Source organism: Rheinheimera marina (assembly GCF_042654345.1).
In the GTDB taxonomy this organism is placed as follows: Bacteria; Pseudomonadota; Gammaproteobacteria; order Enterobacterales; family Alteromonadaceae; genus Pararheinheimera; species Pararheinheimera marina.
On record NZ_JBHSGB010000005.1, the window covers coordinates 318,189 to 338,856 of the forward strand.

The following is a 20,668-nucleotide window of genomic DNA, read 5'->3' on the forward strand; positions in this document are numbered from 1 at the left end:
AGACTTTATTTTGTGGCGACAACAGCTTTCTCTGGCTCAGGCACTCAACCGCCTAAGCCCTGCTCAGTGCGGCACTCTCTAAGCTGTTGATACAGCGCCAGGTAAGCCGCGGCAGCTGTCTTCCAGTCAAAACGTTGCTGCATGGCTCTTTTGCGGATTTGCTGAAATTTCTTCGGCTGCGCATACAACTGCTGTGCCTGGTTCAGCGCCTGCAGCAGCGCGTCCGGCGTCGGTGCATCAAAACTGATCCCGGTCGGCGCAGGCTGTTCCAGCCCCTGCACTGTGTCTTTTAATCCACCGGTGGCCCTGACCAATGGCAAGGTGCCATATTTCAGGCTGTACAGCTGGTTTAAACCACAAGGTTCAAACAAGGATGGCATCAGGAAAAAATCCCCCGCCGCTTCCAGCAAATGCGACAAGCCTTCGTCAAAACCATGGATAAAACGCACTTGCTCCGGGTAACGACTCGCCAGCCGCTGCAGAGCCTCAACATAACGTGACTCACCTGTGCCCATCATCACCACATAAGCAGATGCTGAGATTAGCCACTGCTCCAAGGCAGGAATTAAGTAGTCATAGCCTTTTTGGCTGGTTAGCCGGCTAACGGCGACGTAAAGCGGCCAGTCAGCCTGCGGCAACTGATATTGAGCATGCAGCTGTTGCTTGCAAAGGGCTTTCCCTGCCAGTTTGGCCGCACTGAAATGATGCGTCAGGTAAGGGTCAATCGCCGGGTCCCAAATTTGGTCATCCACCCCGTTCAGAATGCCACTGAAATCCTGCCGGCGCTGCTGATAGATCTGGCTCAGACCATTGGCGGCAGGTTCTTCCAGCAATTCGGCGGCATAGCCCTGGCTGACCGTCACCAGTTTATCGGTATAACTCAAACCATAAGCTAACAGACTGGGCCGCACAGCCGGATGCAGGCCCGACAGCTCATTGGCCTGCACTTCCTGACTGGATAAAGGCTGTTGGTAAGCCCCATTGTGTACGGTAAAAACAAAACGGCAATTCGGTAACGCAGCACGATACAAGGTTTTCAGGTAGCAGGCGGCAGCGCCGGTCTGCCAGTCATGACCGTGGATCAGGTCCGGCGTCCAGTCTTGTTCTATGCACCATTGGAGCGCGGCTTTGCAAAAAAAACTGAAACGTCGGCTGTTATCCTGATAGCCGTGCTGTCCATCATCGTAAGGCCGCTCGCGGCCAAACAACTGGTGATGCTCCAGCAGATAGACTGGCAGCTCCTGGCCAGCCAGTTGCCGCACCGCGCAGCCCATTGGCTCACCGCCCAGACTCAGATAGACAGACTGCCAGTACGGCGCCAGTGGTTTGCCGTACAAACTGCCATAACGGGGCAACATCACCCGCACATCCACGCCTTCTTGCTGCAACGCCATGGCCAGAGCCCGGGTTGCGTCCGCCAGGCCGCCGGTTTTGATCAGCCCTTCGTATTCACTGCATAAAAACAATACGCGCATCAGTCAAACCCTATGACAGCCCCTTTCGGTATTACAATAACCCCTTCTGCGGAAACATGAAAACGTTGTTTATCCAGCACTTCATCTTCGCCAATCACAGTGCCGGGCGCAATTTTGACATCTTTGTCGATAATGGCCTTGCGGATGCGACAGCCGCGGCCAATGTCGTTGTTGCCCATCAACACGGACTTCTCAACGTAAGCGTGGCTGTGCACATGGGTGTTGTAACCCAAAATAGAGTGGTAGACGATAGAGCCGCTGACAATACAGCCAGCTGCCACCATAGAACTAATGGCCTGACCCGTTCTGTTGGCTTCATCATGTACAAACTTGGCAGGCGGCATCGGCGGTGTGTAGCTGCGAAGCGGCCAGTGTTTGTTGTACATATTCAGCGGTGGCTCAATAGCGATGAGGTCCATATTGGCGTCGTAGTAGGAATCAATGGTGCCAACATCACGCCAGTAGCCTTTGGACTCTTCCTTTTCCCCCCGGATCATATTGCTGGAAAAGTCATACACGTAGACATCGCCTGCCGGATACAGGGTCGGGATAATGTTGTGTCCGAAATCGTGTTTGGAATCAATTTTGGCCGCATCTTCGTGCAACACATCCACCAGGGTTTTGGCTTCAAAAATATAATTACCCATAGACGCCAGCACATAATCTGGCCGGCCAGGGATGGTTTTGGGGTTTTGTTTCGGCTTCTCTTCAAAGCCAATCATTTTGCCGGTAGCATCGACTTCAATCACACCAAACTCATGGGCCTGCGACACTGGCACCGGAATGGCGGCGACAGTCAAACGAGCCCCCATTTGACGATGAAAATCCAACATTTGCCGGACATCCATCTTGTAGATATGGTCGCCACCGAAGACACACACATGCTCCGGATCCAGGCCATGGATCAGATGAATATTCTGATAGACAGCATCCGCCGTGCCCAGATACCAGTGCTTACCGGTTTGCATTTGGGCCGGGATCGGATCGATAAATCTGTTGGTCAGGCCTGTGACCCGCCAGGCTCTGCTCAAGTGTTTCATCAGTGAATGGGATTTAAACTGGGTAATCACGAAGATTTGCAGCAAGTCTGAATTAACAAAGTTGTTCAGCACAAAATCGATAATGCGGTAATTTCCACCAAAAGGCACTGCAGGTTTAGCTCGCACGCCAGTCAAAGGTGCCAGCCTCGTTCCTTCTCCACCTGCCAAGATCATTGTAAGTACGCCTGACATCGAACACTCCCCTGTATGACATTATCTAGTTGCTAAGCAAGGCCGGGGCCAAAGTCCCAGAATGCATCATACATCCTTGCAGCCTGCAATCTTCCGCGCCTCCACGCGTCATGCTGCATTCGAGTTGCACTGAGATCAGGCGTTGAAGTTTTAAAGCAGTGCAACGCGAAAAAATTGCACCTTTATCAAGCACCTTGTCCCTATGCATTCGTATGCAGAGTACAGAGTAAGGGAAAGCGGGCAAAAAAAAACAGGGGAAATCCCCTGTTTTTACAAAATAATGTTTTCAGGCTGGCTTACAAAGCTGCTGCTTACAACCGCGCGGCTAGTTCAGCCCCTTGCCTGATGGCACGTTTGGCGTCCAATTCGGCGGCCACATCGGCCCCGCCAATCAGGTGAACTGACTGGCCAGAATCTTTCAGCTGGTCAAATAAGCTGCGCTCACTCTCCTGTCCGGCACAGACCACCACATGGTCCACCGGCAAACAGCGTTGCTGGCCATCCAGAGTGATCCAAAGCCCGGCATCATCCACTTTGTCATACTGAACTGCGCTCAGCATTTCGACGTTCTTTTTTTTCAGCGAACTGCGATGGATCCAGCCAGTGGTTTTGCCAAGGCCTGCACCTACTTTGCTGGTTTTGCGCTGCAGTAAAAACACTTTCCGGGGCGCTGGCTCTGAGCCTGCGTCAGCTAACAGCGCACCACGCTGCTGATAGCTTTTATCAATGCCCCAGTCTTTTAACCAGTGCTCAGGCTGCAGCGTCAATGAATGCGGTTCAGTCAGGTATTCGGCCACGTCAAAGCCAATACCACCAGCGCCAATAATAGCGACTGTTTCGCCAACAGGCGCATGGTCCCGCAGTACATTGAGGTAACTTAATACTTTCGGGTGATCACTGCCTTCCAGCTTCAAACTGCGCGGCTTAATACCAGTGGCGAGCACGATGTCGTCAAAGCCAGCGTTTTTCAACTGCTCGGCCGTTTTTTCCTGGCCAAGCTCCAGCTTCACCTGATGCAGTTTCAGCATTTCGGAAAAATACCGCAGCGTCTGATAAAACTCTTCTTTGCCCGGCACTTGCTTGGCGTAATTAAACTGACCACCAATTTCGCTTGCTCTATCAAACAAGGTCACCTGATGGCCTTTAGCCGCGGCATACACACTGAATGCCAGGCCTGCCGGACCTGCACCGACCACCGCAATCTTTTTCGCTGTGCTGGCGCTGTCGAAATTCAGCTCGGTCTCGTAACAAGCGCGCGGATTCACCAGACAGCTGGCTCTTTTGTTCTGGAAGATGTGGTCCAGACAGGCCTGGTTACAGGCAATGCAGGTATTGATCAACTGCGATTGCCCGGCAGCAGCTTTGTTCACAAAGTCAGCATCCGCCAAAAACGGTCGCGCCATACAGACTAAATCGGCCTGGCCGCTGGCAAGAATTTGCTCAGCCACTTCGGGGGTATTGATCCTGTTGGTGGCAATCACCGGTATGCCGACCTTGCCACGAACCTGTTCGGTGATCCAGCTAAAGGCCGCTCGTGGCACCATGGTGCCAATGGTCGGTACCCTGGCTTCATGCCAGCCAATGCCGGTATTGATCAGCGTCGCGCCCGCCTGCTCCACCCATTTGGCCAGCTGTACCACTTCGTCATAACTGGAGCCTTGTTCGACCAAATCCAGCATCGACAGACGGAAGATAATAATGAAGTCCGGACCACAGGCCTCACGGACTTGTTTAATCACTTCTAAGGGCAACCGGCAGCGGTTTTCAAAGCTGCCGCCCCATTGATCGGTGCGGTGATTGGTCCGGCTACAAATAAACTGGTTCAGCAAATAGCCTTCTGACCCCATAATTTCCACACCATCATAGCCGGCTTTTTTTGCCAGCTTCGCGGAATGGGCAAAGTCAGCAATAGTGCTACGAATGGTCGAATCGGACATGGCCTTCGGTTTAAAAGGCGTGATTGGCGATTGAATTGCACTGGGTGCCACACTAAAGGGATGATAACCGTAGCGGCCTGCGTGTAATAACTGCAGACAAATTTTGCCACCATGCTGATGCACGGCCTGGGTCACCTGTTTATGCTTGCCCGCTTGCCACCACCAGGTGAGCTGGCTGCCAAAAGGCACCAGATTGCCGCGAAAATTCGGGCTGATACCGCCGGTAATAATCAAGCCAACGCCACCTTTGGCCCGTTCAGCGTAAAAAGCTGCAAGTTTGCGAAAACCCTGTTTTTCTTCTTCCAGGCCCGTATGCATCGAGCCCATAATGACGCGGTTTCGCAGTTGTGTGAACCCCAAATCCAGGGGGGCTAATAAGTGTGGATACGCCACGGCACTCTCTCTGGTCATACCTGTTGAATGCGCTGAATGTAGCTGTTTTACCAGCGCGGTGCAAGTTATCAGGCGATGCAGAACTAAAGCCAGAAACAGATGGCACACATTTGGTTACAAATTCCATCTGAGCTTTACGCTGACATTGGTTAGCATGAAGGATAGACAGGATTTTTATTGAAGGAATGGTTCTATGTCTGAACAAAAACAAGGTTTTATCCGCCGGTACTTCGGCGCAATCTGGCGCGGCATCAGTCTGCTGCGCCACTTCACCTTTAACATCATTTTTCTGTTAATTCTGGTGGTGATCCTGACCTCTATTTTCTCCGGTGGTGACGAAGTGGAAATTGCCCCCAGCTCAGCATTGGTGCTGAACCTGGAAGGCAACCTGGTTGAAGAAAAAACCTATGTAGATCCGCTGGACGCTGCCATCAGCGAAGGCATGGGAGGCCAGGAGGAAAATCCTGAAGTGCTGGTATCTGAGGTCGTGAAGACGATTGAAGCAGCCACGAAAGACCAGCGTATTAAAGCCATAGTGCTGGATTTGTCTGCGCTGGGTTCTGGCTCTATGGACAAGCTGACCCGTGTAGGTGCCGCACTGCAACAATTTAAAGCAGACGGAAAAAAAGTCTTTGCCACTGGCGACTACTACAGCCAAAACCAATATTTCCTTGCTTCTTACGCAGACAGCATCAACCTGAATCCAATGGGCACTGTGCTGCTTGAGGGCTTTGGCAGTTACCCTATGTACTACAAATCAGCGCTGGAAAAGCTGAAAGTCACCACCCATGTGTTCCGCGTCGGCACCTACAAATCTGCAGTGGAACCTTTCATTCGCGATGACATGTCAGAAGAAGCCAAAGAAGCCAACCGTGCCTGGTTGACCGAGCTGTGGAGCGGTTACAAAGTGCAAGTGGCTGAGCGTCGTGGCTTTGACAGCGCCAATTTCGATGAAACCGTGGCAGGCCTGTACCAGAAGTTGCAAGCCGTTTCAGGCGACATGACACAATACGCATTAGATGCCAAGCTGGTCGATACCGTCAAAACCCGTGAAGAATTCCGTCAGGATTTAATTGCCCTGGTCGGTGAGAATCAAAAGAACAGCTTTAATCAAGTGAGCTTTGACGATTATGCGTCGCAGATGCTGATGCCTGCCTTTGATAACCCAATGACAGATAAAGTCGCTGTGGTCGTTGCCCGTGGCACTATTATCGATGGCAACGCCAAAGCCGGTACTATCGGCGGTGACAGCACAGCAGCCCTGCTGCGTCGCGCGCGCCTGAATGACAAAGTGAAAGCTGTCGTCTTGCGTATCGACAGCGGTGGCGGCAGCGCCTTTGCCTCTGAAGTAATAGGTCAGGAAATCAAGTTACTGAAAGCGGCAGGTAAACCTGTGATTGCTTCTATGGGCGCGGTTGCAGCCTCTGGCGGCTACTGGATTGCAGCGCCGGCCAATGAAATTTGGGCGGCCCCTACCACTATTACCGGTTCCATCGGTATTTTTGGCCTGTTCCATACGCTGGAAAACGCCATGCCGGTACTGGGTCTGAACACTGACGGTGTAGGCACCACTGAACTGGCCGGTTTAAGTGCAGGTTTACCCTTGTTTAAAGGTCTGACTCCAGAGATGTCAAATATCTTCCAGTTGCTGATCAACAAAGGCTACGACGATTTTATCAGTATGGTGGCCGAGCACCGCGGCATGACCAAAGAAGCCGTCGATAAAGTAGCTCAAGGTCGGGTCTGGACTGGCACCAAAGCGCTGGAACTGGGACTGGTCGATAAACTGGGTACCTTTGACGAAGCCATTGCCTCGGCTGCAGAAAAAGCTGGCCTCGCTCATTACGACGTCACAGTGATTGAACAGGAACTGAGCCCAAGTGAGCAAATGCTGAAGAATTTGTTTGCGTCAGACGCCATGGCTGCCCTGTTGCCGCAGAGCAAATCTGAGCTGGCCTTTGCGCCACTGCTGCAACGCATCAGCACGCAGATTAAGTCGGACTTTGCGCAATTGCAGCACTTCAACGATCCAAAAGGCATGTACTCAGTCTGCTTCAGCTGTACCGCTGTGCAATAACCAGACAGGGTAAGCCTTTAGCTGCCAAGGTGTTAAGACCCGCTTTTTAGCGGGTCTTTTTTTGCCCGCTCCTCTTTTTGGTCCGCCAGAACGCAAAAAACCGCTTAACTTTCGTTAAGCGGTTTTTTTTAAATAATGGCGGAGGAAGAGAGATTTGAACTCTCGGAAGGCTACTAACCTTCGCCGGTTTTCAAGACCGGTGCATTAAGCCGCTCTGCCATCCCTCCAGCGCCGCGTATATTAATCAGATTGGCGGAGAAAGTAAAAGTATTTTTTCAATTTGACGAAAATAAGATAACTGTCTGAATTGATTTACAAAGTACTGGCTGGCTCTTTCTGAACTTCCCACGTAATATAAGGTCAGAGCAATTAACATACTCATAGAGGGGAAAGTCTATGTCTTATCAACCAACGATGCACAGCAGTACCTACAGTCAGGTCGGTGATACCAACAAGGTGCTGCGCAATACCTATTTCTTATTAGCCATGACGCTCGCGTTTTCGGCAGTGACTGCCGGTCTCGCGATGGCAATGAATTTTGGTTTCGGCGTTGCACTGGTGTTATCACTGGTTGGCCTGGGCCTGGTGTTTGTGGTGCAGCGTAAAGCGGACAGCGCCAGCGGCATCTTTTGGACCTTCGCCTTTACTGGCGTGATGGGTGCATCTATTGGCCCTATGCTGAATCGTTTTGCCGCCATGGCCAATGGTCCAGAACTGATTATGCAGGCCATGGGTCTGACCGCGGTCGCATTTTTCGCCCTGTCTGCCATTGCACTGTCCAGCCGCAGAAACTTCAGCTTTATGGGCAATTTCCTGTTTGTCGGTCTGATTGTGGTGATTGTGGCGGGCCTGGCCAATCTGTTCTTCCAGATCCCAGCTCTGCACCTGGCCATTAACGCCGCCGTTGTGCTGATCATGTCAGGTCTGATCCTGTTCGATACCAGCCGTATTGTGCATGGCGGCGAAACCAATTACATTCGTGCCACCGTCAGCCTGTACCTGAACGTATTTAACCTGTTCACGTCATTGCTGCAATTACTGGGCATTATGGGCAGCGACGACTAAAAGCATTGAGCTCTGCTGTGTTTTTTGTACAATGCCCCGCTTAGTCGGGGCTTTGTTTTTTTCGGGGGTCATATGATTGCTGTGTTGCTGCAATCTGCAGTGCTGCAAGGCCAGGGCTTTGCATCGGCGCTCAGTTTTATTCAGCAGTCTGCTGCACAAGGACAATCCATCGATTCCGTCTTTCTGTATCGCGACGCCGTGTATGCAGCGTCATCTGCCATTGATTTACCCTCAGACGAGCCCGACTTAGCGGCCTTATTACGCGACTGCTGCAGGCAACATCAAATCCCATTGCTGTACTGCGTTACCGCTGCGGAAAAACGCGGCGTCTGTCAGATAGCAGCCCCTTGTATCGCTGCCGGCCTGGCCGAATTTGCGATGCGGTTATCTCAGGTCAACCAACTGGTGCAATTCTGATGAAAATTGCCGTGATCCATACCAAAGCGCCTTTTGACGGCGTGTATGCCAGAGAGACCCAGGACCTGGTGCTGGCGTTGGCTGCCGTCGATTATCAGCTGAGTCTGGTGTTTACCGATGATGCTGTCTACCAGCTATTGCAAGGTGAAGACAGTCGTCAGCTATACATTAAAGACGTGCGGCCGCGGCAGAAGCTGTTTGAGCTCTATGAGATTGACCAGCTGTATGTCTGCGCCGAATCATTGCGCCAACGTCAACTGAGTGCTGAACAGCTGCAAGGTCAGGTCCAGCTGCTTGAAGGCCCGGGGCTCAGGCAGCTGCTGTCTGAACAGCACCATCTGATAGGAGCCTGAGATGCTGGTTATTTTGCAGCAAAATAAACTGCCCACCTGCCTGCACTGGCTGAGTGCAGAAGACCAGGTGTTACTACGCCATGACGCTGTCTATCTGCTCTCTCAGCTGACAGCATGCGCAGCCTCTGTGGTGGTGGCAACCAGAGATCTTGCCGTCAGAGGGCTGCACCCAGTTGCGACTGTGCACTATTACGACGAATCACAAATTCACCAATTGATGTTGGAGAACCCGCTAAGTTTATGTCTGAGCTGACAATTGAAGGGGTAAGTTACCCGCTGGATAAACATGGTTACCTGGCCGATTTGAGCCTGTGGAATGAGCAGTTGGCATTGGCATTTGCCGAGCTTGAACAGATCCGGATGACGCAGCCACATTGGGAAGTGGTGCATTTTGTGCGGAATTTTTATCAGGAATACCAAACCTCTCCCGCCATCCGATTGCTGGTAAAAAGCATGGGTGAGAAGCTCGGGCCGGACAAAGGTAACAGCAAATACCTGTTTTTGCTGTTTCCGGAAGGACCAGCGAAACAAGCCACCCGCATAGCTGGCTTACCTAAACCGGCCAAATGCCTGTAATAAACGCGCACTAGCGTCCGACCTACCACACATCCTGTACATCGCCGGAAAATGCTCCTGCTATTCCGGCATACCGTACATCCTGTACATCGCAGGAAAATGCTCCCTGCCATTCCGGCATACCGTACGTCCTGTACATAAAGCTGCTAGTGCAGCTTTTTATACATGGTCATTGCAGCTTCGAGGCTGATCACCAGCACCAGCACGGCAATAGAGATCAGAATGATCCAATACAACCAGCGCAACAGGATTTTGGTCGGGCTGGGCCTGACTTTACGCACCACCTTGTGCTGAGGTATCGGTCTCTGAGCCGGGCCAGACGCCAGCCATTTAATCAGGTACTGCAACACCGTCAACCCCTTAGCTCAGGCTGATTTTGTCTTTGCCACCCATGTATGGGCGCAATGCTTCAGGAACCACAATGGACCCATCAGCTTGTTGGTAGTTTTCCAGCACAGCGACCAAAGTACGGCCCACAGCTAAACCTGAACCGTTCAGCGTGTGCAGCAGCTCTGGCTTTTTGCCTTCTTCCGGACGGAAACGGGCTTGCATCCGGCGGGCCTGGAAATCCCACATATTGCTGCAGGATGAAATTTCACGGTAGGTGTTCTGCGCCGGTAACCAGACTTCCAGATCATAGGTCTTGCAAGCACCAAAGCCCATATCGCCGGTGCACAGCAGCATCACGCGGTACGGCAAGCCTAACAGTTGCAGCACTTTTTCAGCGTGGCCAGTCATCTCTTCCAGCGCAGTGAATGAATTGTCCGGATGAACCAGCTGCACCATCTCCACTTTATCAAACTGGTGCTGACGGATCAGACCTCGGGTGTCACGGCCGTACGAACCGGCTTCACTGCGAAAACACGGGGTGTGAGCGGTCATTTTGATTGGCAGTTCGGCCAGGTCAAAAATCACATCACGCGCCAGGTTGGTCAGCGGCACTTCAGAGGTTGGGATCAGTGACATACCCTGACCTTCTTCGGTCGCTGGCTTGGTGTGGAACAGATCCGCACCAAACTTAGGTAACTGGCCTGTGCCAAACAGCGAATCAGAGTTCACCAGATAAGGCACATACATCTCGGTGTAACCATGCTGCTCGGTATGCAGGTCCAGCATAAACTGGGCTAAAGCGCGGTGCAGGCGGGCTATCTGGCCGCGCATCACGACAAAACGAGAACCGGCAATTTTCACAGCACTTTCAAAATCCAGACCTTTATCCAGCGCTTCGCCTAACGCCACATGGTCTTTGACATCAAAGTCAAAACTGCGGGCTTCACCCCAGCTACGTACCAACTGGTTGCCGCTTTCATCTTTGCCTGTCGGTACCGACTCATGTGGCAGGTTTGGAATCGCCTGAATAATGGCGTCCAGTTGAGCCAGCAGGCTGTCCAGCTGCTGCTTGGCTGCATCCAGCTCAGCACCTAAACCATCCACTTCAGCCAGCAATGGCGCAATGTCTTCACCACGGGCTTTCGCCTGACCAATCGACTTGGATTTGGTATTGCGCAGGTTTTGTAAATCCTGAGTTTTTACCTGCAGATCACGGCGTTGCTGTTCCAGCTGTTCAATGGTGGCGACGTCCAGCTCAAAGCCACGTTCAGCCAGGCGGGCCGCAGTTTGGGCCAATTCAGAGCGTAAAAATTTTGCATCTAACATAAGTAATTACTTCATTGTACCCAGCTTTACACCCAGCCAGGCTAAGGTTAAACACAACACCAGATTCAGCATAACATTCAGCGCCGCCTTCGGCAGCTCGCCCTGTTGCACTAACAGAATGGTGTCCAGTGAAAAAGTGGAAAAGGTGGTAAAAGCGCCAAGAAACCCAATGCTTATCAGAGCTTTCCAAGGACTTACCGCCAGATGTTCTGTCAGAAACAGCCCATACAGAACCCCCAGCACAAAAGACCCCAGAATATTAACCAGCAAAGTCGCAAAAGGAAATGCTTTGCCAAAAAGATGCAGGATAAATTCGCCAAGGCCGTAGCGGCAGCAAGCACCTAAAGCGCCACCTATAGCGACAGCCAGATAATTACCCATGGTCATCACCTCGCGCTGCAGCATCGAGCTGCTGCAGGTAATTCATTTTCTCCAGTAACTGCTTTTCCAGCCCCCGGTCGCTGGGCTGATAAAAGCTCAAGCCAGCCATCTCAGAAGGCAGATAACGCTCACCGGCGGCATAAGCACCGGGTTCGTTATGGGCATAGCGGTAGTCCTGGCCATGCCCTTGTTGTTTTGCCAGTTGAGTGGGCGCATTACGCAAATGGTTCGGTACCTCAAACGACGGCTGCTGGCGGACAAAGTCCCGCATCTGGTTAAAGGCGCTGTATACGGCATTGCTCTTTGGCGCCAACGCCAGATAAATAGCTGCCTGCGCAATGGCCCGCTCTCCTTCTGCCGGGCCAACCCGGGTAAAGGTGTCCCAGGCATCCAACGCCAGCGTTAAAGCTCTGGGGTCGGCATTGCCGATGTCCTCACTAGCAATGGCCAATAAACGCCGCGCGACATACAGCGGGTCACCGCCGCCTTCCAGAATACGGCAATACCAATACAAGGCGCCGTCCGGGTTTGACCCCCGCACCGATTTATGAAAGGCCGAAATCAGGTCGTAATACAAATCGCCCTGCTGATCGAAGCCCGGCAGCTGACGCGGAACCAATTGTGTCAGCAAGCTCGCATCGATCAACGCAGCGCCATCCACCAGCGGCGCCGACTCCACCGCCTGCTCCAGTAAATTCAATAAACGGCGGGCATCGCCATCGGCCAGCCGTAACAGCAAACGGCTGGCATCGGGCGTCAGGCTAACCTGTTGCTGCTGATTGGCGTAATGCGCCAGTGCACGCTGAATCACCTGCAGCAAGTCTTGTTCAGTCAGCTTTTTTAAGATACAAACCCGTGCCCGCGACAACATGGCATTGTTTAGCGCAAAGGCTGGGTTTTCGGTGGTAGCGCCGATAAAAATAATGGTGCCGTCTTCAATATGCGGTAAAAACGCATCTTGCTGTGCCTTGTTAAAACGATGCACTTCGTCGACAAACAGCAGGGTGCGCTGATTTTGCGCCAGTCGCTGCCTGGCAGCCTGAATTTCTTCGCGAATTTCTTTCACACCGGCAGTGACCGCCGATAAGCGGGCAATACTGGCTTTGGCATAACGGGCAATCAGTTCGGCCAGGGTGGTTTTGCCTGTACCTGGTGGGCCCCAGAGGATCAAAGAGGAAATACGACCGGCTTCCACGGCTTTGCGCAGCGGTGTGCCAGGCCCAAGTAAATGCGACTGGCCGACATAGTCGGCCAGGCTTTCCGGCCTCAGCAAAGCTGCCAGCGGCCGGATATCGTCGTGAAAATCAAAACCCAGGTTTGTCACTTTTTGCGTTGGTCATCCACTTCGGCTGTTTTAGGAATGCTGAACTGAAACAGCTCCTGTGCCAGCGGGGTGTTGTATTGCACCAGGGTAAACTCAAAGTCGCTTTGCTGGCCGTTGCTGTCCAGCACCGTCATTTGCGACAACGCCAGACCAGAGAATTTCAGGCTCAGCTTTTTCACGGCGTTGTTCGGATCTTTCGGCACAATATCAAATTGTTCATTCTGGCCTGTTACCTGGTACTGAGCCCATAATTTCGGGTCGTGTGAGGTCAACAGCACAAAAGGTGTTTTTTGCACCTGTTCTTTCGCATCAAAAATGCTGACCTGATCCAGCACTTCGGCATAAAACCATAAGGTCGTGCCATCGCCAATAAACAGGTTAGGTTCAGGCGTCTGGGTTTCAAAACGGAATAACGACGGCTGCTTCAGTGACAGCATGCCTTCACCCTGCTGGATCAGCTTTTTGTTGGCGTCCACCACGGTCTGGTTAAAGCTGGACTGAAAACTGGTCAGGCGCGCCAACTTGTTTTGCAGCGCAGCCGCCTGATCTGCCAGCACCTGAAACGAACTGATCCCACACAAGGCCACACTTAACAGCAAATACTTCATCATTTCCTCAATGAACCCCAAGGGTTCCTTGTTACATTTTGGCTGGCTTACATGCGTGGCGGCGGAGGCGCCAACACTTCGCGATTACCGTTATGACCGGCGCCACTGACAATACCGCTCATTTCCATCTGTTCTACCAGACGCGCCGCGCGATTATAGCCAATACGGAAGCGGCGTTGAACACTGGACACTGAGACTTTGCGCGCTTCGGTGACAAAAGCAACAGCCTGGTCAAACAATGGATCCGATTCCGCGTCTTCGCCTTCTAAAGTTTCGCCTGGCAGCAAGCTGTCTTCGGTCGGTTCGCCATTTAGAATTTCAGCGATGTAGTTCGGTGTGCCGCGTTTTTTCCAGTCCGACACCACGTTGTGTACTTCATGGTCGTCAACAAAGGCGCCATGCACCCGGGTCGGCACGCCTGAACCCGGAGGCAGATACAACATGTCGCCCTGACCTAACAGGCTTTCAGCGCCTTGTTGGTCCAGAATGGTTCTGGAGTCAATTTTTGACGACACCTGGAACGCAATACGGGTTGGAATATTGGCCTTAATCAGACCGGTGATCACGTCGACCGACGGCCGCTGGGTGGCGAGGATCAGGTGAATACCTGCCGCCCGGGCTTTTTGCGCAATACGGGCAATCAGCTCTTCTACTTTTTTACCGACAATCATCATCATGTCGGCAAATTCGTCAATGACCACCACAATGGCGGGCAACTTGTCCAGTACAGGCGGCTCAGAGCGCATATCGTCCGACGGCTTCCAAAGCGGGTCTTTAATCGGCGTACCAGCGTCCTGTGCATCCTGAATTTTTTGGTTGTAGCCTTTTAAGTTCCGTACGCCCAGCGCCGACATCAGCTTGTAACGGCGTTCCATTTCACCGACACACCAGCGCAGGCCATTGGCCGCTTCTTTCATATCGGTGACCACTTCAGTCAGCAAATGCGGAATGCCTTCATACACCGACAACTCAAGCATTTTCGGATCAATCATCAGGAAACGCACATCTTCCGGCGTGGATTTGTACAACAGACTACAAATCATCACGTTAACCCCAACCGACTTACCCGAGCCTGTGGTACCGGCCACCAGTAAGTGTGGCATCCGGGCTAAATCAGCCACCACAGATTTACCTGCAATGTCTTTGCCCAGCACCATGGTCAAAGGCGATTTCGATTGGGTAAAGACTTCATCACCAATCACTTCAGATAAACGCACGATTTCACGGTGCTGGTTCGGCAACTCCAGGCCTATGTAGGATTTGCCTGGAATGACTTCCACCACCCGCACGCTAATAGCAGATAACGAACGGGCCAGGTCTTTTGACAAGCCAGTAATTTTGCTGACTTTCACCCCTGGCGCTAAATCCAGTTCAAAGCGGGTCACCACAGGGCCAGGGTAAACACCGACCACTTTGGCTTCGACGCCAAAGTCCAATAATTTCACTTCCACCAGTCGCGACACCCGCTCTAAATCAGCAGGGTCAATCGGGTTGGTGGCTTTGTCCGGTCTGTCCAGCAAGGCCAGCGCCGGTAAATCATCGCTGCTGAACCCGGCTTTACGAGGCAGCGGCGTGTCGTCTTCTTCATCGTCGTCTTCAGCCGGTTCAGCTTGCTGGTAGCTTTGTTGCTGCAGCGCAGCGAAACGTTGCTCGAGCTGCGTCAGACGCTGTGCATCCTGGCCATCATCGGCCGCACTAAAGCTCAGATCATCATCGGCCAGAGTGTCCACGGCAACAAAAGCGCTGGCCTGGGTTTGCGCATCAAGCGGACTGAATGGCAGTGGTGTCACCTCATCCTGCTCAGCAAAATAGCCGCGCTTGGGCGCGCTGACAGGCTCAGCCCATGGCAAGTCAAAATCATCATCGTCAGCGCCGGTTAACCGCACCACAGGCAGCTCGACCGCCTGTGTGGCAACAGCAGCCAGACTGCTGGTCGGTGCCGGCTCAACAGCGACAACTGATGGCTCTGCAACAAATACAGGTTCTGTTCTATCGCTGCTGAAGTTGGTCGGTGCCGCCTCAAGCGTGTCAACGGACGCTGAAACCGCCGCAGCCATTGCCGCAGGTGCTGACACAGACGGTTGCACTGCCGCAGTCGCTTGCGACGCAGGCACAGTGGCAGCCTCAGGCTGATGAAATACAGACTGTTGGTCACCCTGGTACTTGCGGCTCAACCATTGATTCAGTCGGGCTGGCAATTGCATCAAGCCAGCCAGGGCCGCCCAGACCAAAGCACCTAACTCATCGGCGACAGTGACCCAGGAAATCCCTGTCGCCAATGTCAGCCCCGTACTCAGGCCACAGAGCAACAACAAGGTAGTGCCAATAAAATTAAAGTTGGGCAACAGCATATCAGCGACCACGTCGCCAACCACACCACCGGATGAGAAGTAATAAATGTCATTGAAGTTGATGCTGCTGATGGCACTGGCCGTGAATACCGTCAGCACCAAACCAAGCAGACGTAACCCCAGGATCATAAAATCCATCTGCAACAGGCTTTTGGCCCGGCGCAACAACAGAAAACCACCCAAGGCCACCAAGGGCGGCACTAAAAAGGCAATCCAGCCAAAACTAAATAACAGGATATCGGCAAACCAGGCGCCTTTAGGCCCGGCGTAATTGCGGATTTCAGCCTGGTAACCGGCTTGCGACCAGCTTGGGTCAGCGGGGTCAAACGACAATAACGCCAACAACACAAAAGCCGCAAAACCAAAGCACAGGATTAACCCGACTTCGGACAGACGTTGCATGGCATTTAACGAAAACAATACCTGGGCGCGCACCCTGATGGCCTCATTCAACACAAATTTATTCCATTTACTTCTTAGAATTCTACGGTTTAAAGATACCAGAGACAGCTTTAGCTTGCACCCTTTACGTCACGGCAACAAAGCTGGTCTGCTTTACTTCTTCCATCACCACGTAAGTACGGCTTTCCCGCACGCTGGGCAATCGGAGTAAGGTTTCGCCCAGAAGTTCACGGTAGGCTGCCATATTGGCCACCCGGGTCTTTAATAAAAAGTCAAAACTGCCAGACACCAGATGACACTCCTGAATTTCATTGAGCTTCTGCACCGCTTTACTGAACTCGTCAAAATCTTCCGGTGAGGTCTTACTTAGGGTGATTTCAACAAAGACCAACAGCTGTGCCCCTACCTTGTTCGGGTCGACCAGTGCCGTGTAACCAAGAATGTAGCCTTCAGCCTCCAGCTTGCGCACCCGCTCCAGACAAGGAGTGGCGCTGAGCCCTACCCTCTTCGCCAGCTCTACATTGGCTAAGCGACCGTCATGCTGCAATTCTGTCAGAATTTTTCTGTCGATCCGGTCAAGCTTCTTGACACTTTTACTGGTCTCATACATGGCAGATAAAAATATGTTTTTTAATATGAATGCAGGATTAATAACTTAGATTAAGCCTAAAAACAACAGGTAATTCTGCAAATCTAACTCTATACTAGCCAAAAATTTTACCAACCCCTACAGAGGCGGAATAATTATGATTATTGGCGTACCAAAAGAGATTAAAAACCACGAATACCGCGTTGGTATGACACCATCCAGCGTGCGTGAACTGGTTGCTCATGGCCATCAGGTGTTTGTAGAACACAACGCCGGTGCTGGTATAGGTTTTGGTGATGACGCTTACCAGGCCGCTGGTGCTCAGGTGTTGCCAACTGCAGCTGAAGTTTTTGCCAAAGCAGAAATGATTGTTAAAGTGAAAGAGCCACAAGCCGTTGAACGCGCCATGCTGCGTGAAGGCCAAATTCTGTTTACTTACCTGCACTTAGCACCAGACCTGCCGCAGACCGAAGACTTAATCAAATCAAAAGCCATCTGTATCGCCTATGAGACAGTGACAGACAATCGCGGTGGTTTGCCGCTGCTGGCCCCAATGTCTGAAGTGGCTGGCCGGATGTCCATTCAGGCCGGTGCCCGTGCCCTGGAAAAATCCTGCGCTGGTCGCGGCATGTTGTTAGGCGGTGTGCCTGGTGTGGAACCTGCAAAAGTGGTGATCATCGGTGGTGGTATGGTCGGTACCAACGCCGCACAAATGGCTGTCGGTATGGGTGCCGATGTGACGGTGCTGGACCGCAGCATCGACGTGTTACGTCGTATTGATGCCCAGTTTGTTGGCAAAGTCAAAGCGGTGTATTCAACAGCTGACGCACTGGAAAAGCATGTACTGGCTGCTGACTTAGTCATTGGTGGCGTGCTGATCCCTGGTGCTGCCGCGCCTAAACTGGTCACTGCGGATCACATCAAACGAATGAAACCAGGTTCAGCCATTGTTGACGTGGCGATTGACCAGGGCGGCTGTGTTGAGACATCCCATGCTACCACCCACGCGGATCCAACCTACATCGTGGACGACGTGGTGCATTACTGCGTCGCCAACATGCCAGGTGCGGTACCACTGACGTCGACCTTCGCACTGAACAATGCCACACTGCCATTTATCATCCGTCTTGCCAACAAAGGCTACAAGCAAGCTTTACTGGACGACGCGCATCTGTTAAATGGTCTGAACGTGATCAACGGTCAGGTGGTGAATCAACACGTTGCCGAAGCGCTGTCTCTGCCATACACTGACCCACGTCAGGCGTTAGCCGCAGTCTAAGCGTCTATTTTTAAGCGAAAAAGCCGGACTATGGTCCGGCTTTTTTATGTTCACAAGGAAATTCCATGTCTCGTTTGATTGTTTTATTTGCCCTGCTGGGGATCACCGCCTGCCAGGCGCAGCAAATCCAGCCCGAGTCGGTGCAGTTTGACAAAGAGTGGTTGCAACTGGGGACAGAGCAGATAGAAGTCGAGCTGGCCATTAGCCCTGAGCAGCGGGCGCAGGGCCTGATGCACAGACTGAATGTGCAGACCGGCATGTTATTTATTGGTGACGAAGTGCGCCCTATGGCGTTTTGGATGCTTAATACACCATCTGCGCTGGATTTGGCTTATATCAAAGCGGACTGGACCATTGAACAGGTGATTGCGCTGAAACCTTTTGATCAAACCAGCCGTCCGTCAGCTGGCCCTGTGCTGGGAGCCTTGGAAATGCCACTCGGCTGGTTTCAAGCGCATGGCATAAAAGCGGGCGATTCGATTAAGCGTTGCGGCAAAACCGCCTGCGACAAGGCTCAGGATTGAGCCTCGTCTTTTAACAACACTACTTCGGTAAAACCCAAGGCGGCAAAGGCATTACGGCGATAGTCTTTTAATGCCCCTTTGCCTTTTGCAGTCATCGCCACTTGCTGCTCCATCTTGCGAAATGCCGTTAAATCAATGCCTTCAGCGGCAGCTGCCGCTTCAAAGGCATCATGGTATTTGTCATAACTGAATGGCTGCTGCTTCAGCACGCCTTTGAATTTATACTGCAGCGTTCTGGCCATAACTTTCCCGTTGTTTAATTGCAGGTGCAGCGTACATCTGTTCGACATAAGGCCGCAGGCCAGACGACAAGGCCGCCAGCTTTTGTTGATACTGTTGTTGTTCAGTCAGGCTGACGGACGGATCCGGCACACCTGCCGCTAAATAGTTGACCGGGAACAGTTTGTAACCTGCCCAGATCTGCCGGTCAATTTCATCCGCGACCTGTTCAGGGCTGTTGAAATCGCCACTGAGCGGCGTACCGAAATGCACATGAATACGGCCTTTCTGACCTGTAATACCACGCACTATGCTTTGAATATCTTCAAATTCGGATTTTTTGTATTGGCCGGTACTGGCCAGTTGATGCAGCTCATTGGCTTTGGCTTCATCCAGCGGATCAAACTCATAAGACAAGCAAACAGGCACCAGTTTTAAATCCTGGATATAAGCGCTGAACTCCTCACCGCGTTTTTTACCTTCGATAAAAAACATTTTCAGAATGGCATCGTCGGTCTGGTCCAAGCCATCTTTAGCCCGGCCTTCTTTTTGCGCTATCCAGATTGAATGACCCGTCTCCAGTGAATGCTTGATATAGGCCGACAACTGGCTTAACGCTTTGAGCATTTCACGTGGCGCTTTGATTGAGCGTTTGACGATAAAGCTTTTGTTCAGCTTCATCAGCTCTGTGGCACAGGGCATTTTTAATAAATTGTCGCCAATGGCAATACGCACTGTGTCCATGCCTTTTTGGTGCAGGCACCAATTGACCAATGCCGGGTCCATTGCAATGTCCCGGTGGTTAGACACAAACAAATAAGATTGCTTCGGGTCCAGATGTTCCAGACCAGACACCGTCATGCCACTTGAGCTTTGCCGCAGACTTTGTTCCAAAAAGTCAGCAACCAGATGCTGCACATCCGACACCGTCTTTAAGCTGCTGGCTTTGCGTTTCAACATCCAGCGCAGCAAAGGAGTAAACAAATAACGAATAGCTTTGGGCCAGCTGGCCAGACGGTAATTCAGAATAGCGTGTAGGAAGTCCTGATCATCCAACAGGCGGCTGATCGCCCCCTGCACTTCGTCATCATGATAAGGACGGATTTCCAGAAAAGGATCCGATTGAGTAGACACTAATGATTCATCCAGCACAAAAAAAGAAGCTGTATTCTACCGACAGCTACGCGACTGGCTAGTCCGATCAGGCAAAATACTCCAAAACTAGGCGGACAGCAGATAAGCCGAACCTGAACTGAACGGGCTTAATCTGTTCGCCAGCACTCTGACATGACTTAGCGCCGAAAGTTCTTTGCCGGTTAATGTGTGAACAGATTCGAGTAACAGACAGTCAGCCGTCTGACCTTCGCAGGCAAACAGCAGCGCTTTGGCCGGACTTTGCCCTGCCAGCAGCACCAGGCTGTAATCCGCCATCGCACGCGATGCAGTGCCAAATTGAAAGTAATGACTTTTTTGCACCGCGGCCGCGGCAAAATGACGAATGGCCATTAAGCGCAATGCACATGGCATCGCTAGCTCAGCAGGCACCAGGGATTCAAGCTGCTCCAGTTGTTCCATCAACAGACCGGCATGCTCCAGCGTCAAGGCCGCAACGTCGCCCTGTTGCACCGGGCAATGCCGCAGCTGCTTTTGTGTCAGCCCGGAGCACAGCACAGTGGACGCATCCAGGCACAGTTGCAAGGTGCCTTGTTGCGGGCAAAACTGCCAGCGCCAGTTGGGGTTGATAAACAGCATTCAGAGCATCCTTATTCAGTGATTGCTGTTTGTTCTACCCCAGCCTATCGGGCTTGCC

At 52.1% G+C, this 20,668-nt stretch carries 21 protein-coding genes and 1 tRNA gene; 8 read left to right on the forward strand and 14 right to left on the reverse strand.

The genetic code is table 11. The features are described 5' to 3' along the window. Positions 1–44 precede the first annotated feature (44 nt). The 3 genes from ACFO3I_RS05645 to ACFO3I_RS05655 form a co-directional block, all read right to left on the reverse strand. Positions 45–1,475 (reverse strand): glycogen synthase, encoded by a 1,431-nt coding sequence (locus tag ACFO3I_RS05645; protein ID WP_377332444.1) that lies wholly within the window; start codon positions 1,473–1,475, stop codon positions 45–47. Next, complete coding sequence (gene glgC / locus ACFO3I_RS05650) at positions 1,475–2,707, reverse strand: glucose-1-phosphate adenylyltransferase (RefSeq protein ID WP_377332446.1); 1,233 nt, start codon at positions 2,705–2,707, stop codon at positions 1,475–1,477. Before glgC ends, ACFO3I_RS05645 begins: the two co-directional genes overlap by 1 nt. A 311-nt stretch (positions 2,708–3,018) precedes the next feature. After that, complete coding sequence (locus tag ACFO3I_RS05655; RefSeq protein WP_377332448.1) at positions 3,019–5,037, reverse strand: oxidoreductase; 2,019 nt, start codon at positions 5,035–5,037, stop codon at positions 3,019–3,021. A 193-nt stretch (positions 5,038–5,230) separates the two neighbouring features. Here ACFO3I_RS05655 and sppA point away from each other — a divergent pair, with 193 nt between their 5' ends. After that, positions 5,231–7,114: a signal peptide peptidase SppA gene (sppA, locus tag ACFO3I_RS05660; RefSeq protein WP_377332449.1), complete on the forward strand. Its 1,884-nt coding sequence runs from the start codon at positions 5,231–5,233 to the stop codon at positions 7,112–7,114. Between the two features lie 136 nt (positions 7,115–7,250). Here sppA and ACFO3I_RS05665 read toward each other — a convergent pair. Continuing rightward, a tRNA-Ser gene (locus ACFO3I_RS05665) sits at positions 7,251–7,341 on the reverse strand. Between the two features lie 169 nt (positions 7,342–7,510). On the opposite strand from ACFO3I_RS05665, the gene ACFO3I_RS05670 reads away from it, so the two are divergent. The 5 genes from ACFO3I_RS05670 (at position 7,511) to ACFO3I_RS05690 (ending at position 9,525) form a co-directional block, all read left to right on the forward strand. Further along, positions 7,511–8,179, forward strand: a complete 669-nt coding sequence (locus tag ACFO3I_RS05670) for a Bax inhibitor-1/YccA family protein (protein ID WP_377332450.1) — start codon at positions 7,511–7,513, stop codon at positions 8,177–8,179. A 72-nt stretch (positions 8,180–8,251) separates the two neighbouring features. Continuing rightward, a complete protein-coding gene (locus tag ACFO3I_RS05675) occupies positions 8,252–8,596 on the forward strand; it encodes a DsrE/DsrF/TusD sulfur relay family protein (RefSeq protein WP_377332451.1) in 345 nt (114 codons plus the stop codon). Further along, positions 8,596–8,949 (forward strand): sulfurtransferase complex subunit TusC, encoded by a 354-nt coding sequence (tusC, locus tag ACFO3I_RS05680; protein WP_377332453.1) that lies wholly within the window; start codon positions 8,596–8,598, stop codon positions 8,947–8,949. The genes ACFO3I_RS05675 and tusC overlap by 1 nt, the downstream gene beginning before the upstream one ends. A gap of 1 nt (position 8,950) precedes the next feature. Further along, on the forward strand, positions 8,951–9,202 hold the full coding sequence (locus ACFO3I_RS05685; protein WP_377332454.1) for a DsrH/TusB family sulfur metabolism protein: 252 nt from the start codon (positions 8,951–8,953) through the stop codon (positions 9,200–9,202). Further along, a complete protein-coding gene (locus tag ACFO3I_RS05690) occupies positions 9,190–9,525 on the forward strand; it encodes a TusE/DsrC/DsvC family sulfur relay protein (protein WP_377332456.1) in 336 nt (111 codons plus the stop codon). The genes ACFO3I_RS05685 and ACFO3I_RS05690 overlap by 13 nt, the downstream gene beginning before the upstream one ends. Before the next feature lie 146 nt (positions 9,526–9,671). Here ACFO3I_RS05690 and ACFO3I_RS05695 read toward each other — a convergent pair whose 3' ends face one another. The 7 genes from ACFO3I_RS05695 to lrp all read right to left on the reverse strand — a co-directional run bounded on the left by ACFO3I_RS05695 (position 9,672) and on the right by lrp (position 16,857). Then, positions 9,672–9,875, reverse strand: a complete 204-nt coding sequence (locus ACFO3I_RS05695) for a hypothetical protein (RefSeq protein ID WP_377332457.1) — start codon at positions 9,873–9,875, stop codon at positions 9,672–9,674. 10 nt (positions 9,876–9,885) lie between these two features. After that, positions 9,886–11,181 carry a serine--tRNA ligase gene (gene serS / locus ACFO3I_RS05700; protein ID WP_377332460.1) on the reverse strand — a complete coding sequence of 432 codons (1,296 nt, stop codon included), beginning with the start codon at positions 11,179–11,181 and terminating at the stop codon, positions 9,886–9,888. A 6-nt stretch (positions 11,182–11,187) separates the two neighbouring features. Continuing rightward, a complete protein-coding gene (gene crcB, locus ACFO3I_RS05705; protein ID WP_377332461.1) occupies positions 11,188–11,562 on the reverse strand; it encodes a fluoride efflux transporter CrcB in 375 nt (124 codons plus the stop codon). Beyond that, complete coding sequence (locus ACFO3I_RS05710) at positions 11,555–12,886, reverse strand: replication-associated recombination protein A (protein WP_377332463.1); 1,332 nt, start codon at positions 12,884–12,886, stop codon at positions 11,555–11,557. The genes crcB and ACFO3I_RS05710 overlap by 8 nt, the downstream gene beginning before the upstream one ends. Further along, a complete protein-coding gene (gene lolA, locus ACFO3I_RS05715) occupies positions 12,883–13,494 on the reverse strand; it encodes an outer membrane lipoprotein periplasmic chaperone LolA (protein WP_377332465.1) in 612 nt (203 codons plus the stop codon). The genes ACFO3I_RS05710 and lolA overlap by 4 nt, the downstream gene beginning before the upstream one ends. Before the next feature lie 47 nt (positions 13,495–13,541). Then, positions 13,542–16,301, reverse strand: a complete 2,760-nt coding sequence (locus tag ACFO3I_RS05720) for a DNA translocase FtsK (RefSeq protein WP_377332466.1) — start codon at positions 16,299–16,301, stop codon at positions 13,542–13,544. A gap of 70 nt (positions 16,302–16,371) precedes the next feature. Continuing rightward, the gene (gene lrp, locus ACFO3I_RS05725) at positions 16,372–16,857 is read right to left on the reverse strand and encodes a leucine-responsive transcriptional regulator Lrp (protein WP_377332467.1); all 486 of its coding nucleotides are present in this window, start codon (positions 16,855–16,857) and stop codon (positions 16,372–16,374) included. Between the two features lie 136 nt (positions 16,858–16,993). Between lrp and ald the strand changes: the two genes are divergently transcribed. Then, on the forward strand, positions 16,994–18,115 hold the full coding sequence (gene ald / locus ACFO3I_RS05730) for an alanine dehydrogenase (protein ID WP_377332468.1): 1,122 nt from the start codon (positions 16,994–16,996) through the stop codon (positions 18,113–18,115). Positions 18,116–18,180: 65 nt separating this feature from the next. Then, complete coding sequence (locus tag ACFO3I_RS05735) at positions 18,181–18,639, forward strand: DUF192 domain-containing protein (RefSeq protein ID WP_377332469.1); 459 nt, start codon at positions 18,181–18,183, stop codon at positions 18,637–18,639. Here the strand turns inward: ACFO3I_RS05735 and ACFO3I_RS05740 are convergent. From ACFO3I_RS05740 to ACFO3I_RS05750, 3 genes are all read right to left on the reverse strand, one after another. After that, complete coding sequence (locus ACFO3I_RS05740; protein WP_377332470.1) at positions 18,630–18,881, reverse strand: DUF2960 family protein; 252 nt, start codon at positions 18,879–18,881, stop codon at positions 18,630–18,632. The genes ACFO3I_RS05735 and ACFO3I_RS05740 overlap by 10 nt on opposite strands. Then, on the reverse strand, positions 18,859–19,992 hold the full coding sequence (locus tag ACFO3I_RS05745; protein WP_377332471.1) for a 1-acyl-sn-glycerol-3-phosphate acyltransferase: 1,134 nt from the start codon (positions 19,990–19,992) through the stop codon (positions 18,859–18,861). The genes ACFO3I_RS05740 and ACFO3I_RS05745 overlap by 23 nt, the downstream gene beginning before the upstream one ends. An 87-nt stretch (positions 19,993–20,079) precedes the next feature. Then, the gene (locus tag ACFO3I_RS05750; protein ID WP_377332473.1) at positions 20,080–20,610 is read right to left on the reverse strand and encodes a hypothetical protein; all 531 of its coding nucleotides are present in this window, start codon (positions 20,608–20,610) and stop codon (positions 20,080–20,082) included. Positions 20,611–20,668 lie beyond the last annotated feature (58 nt).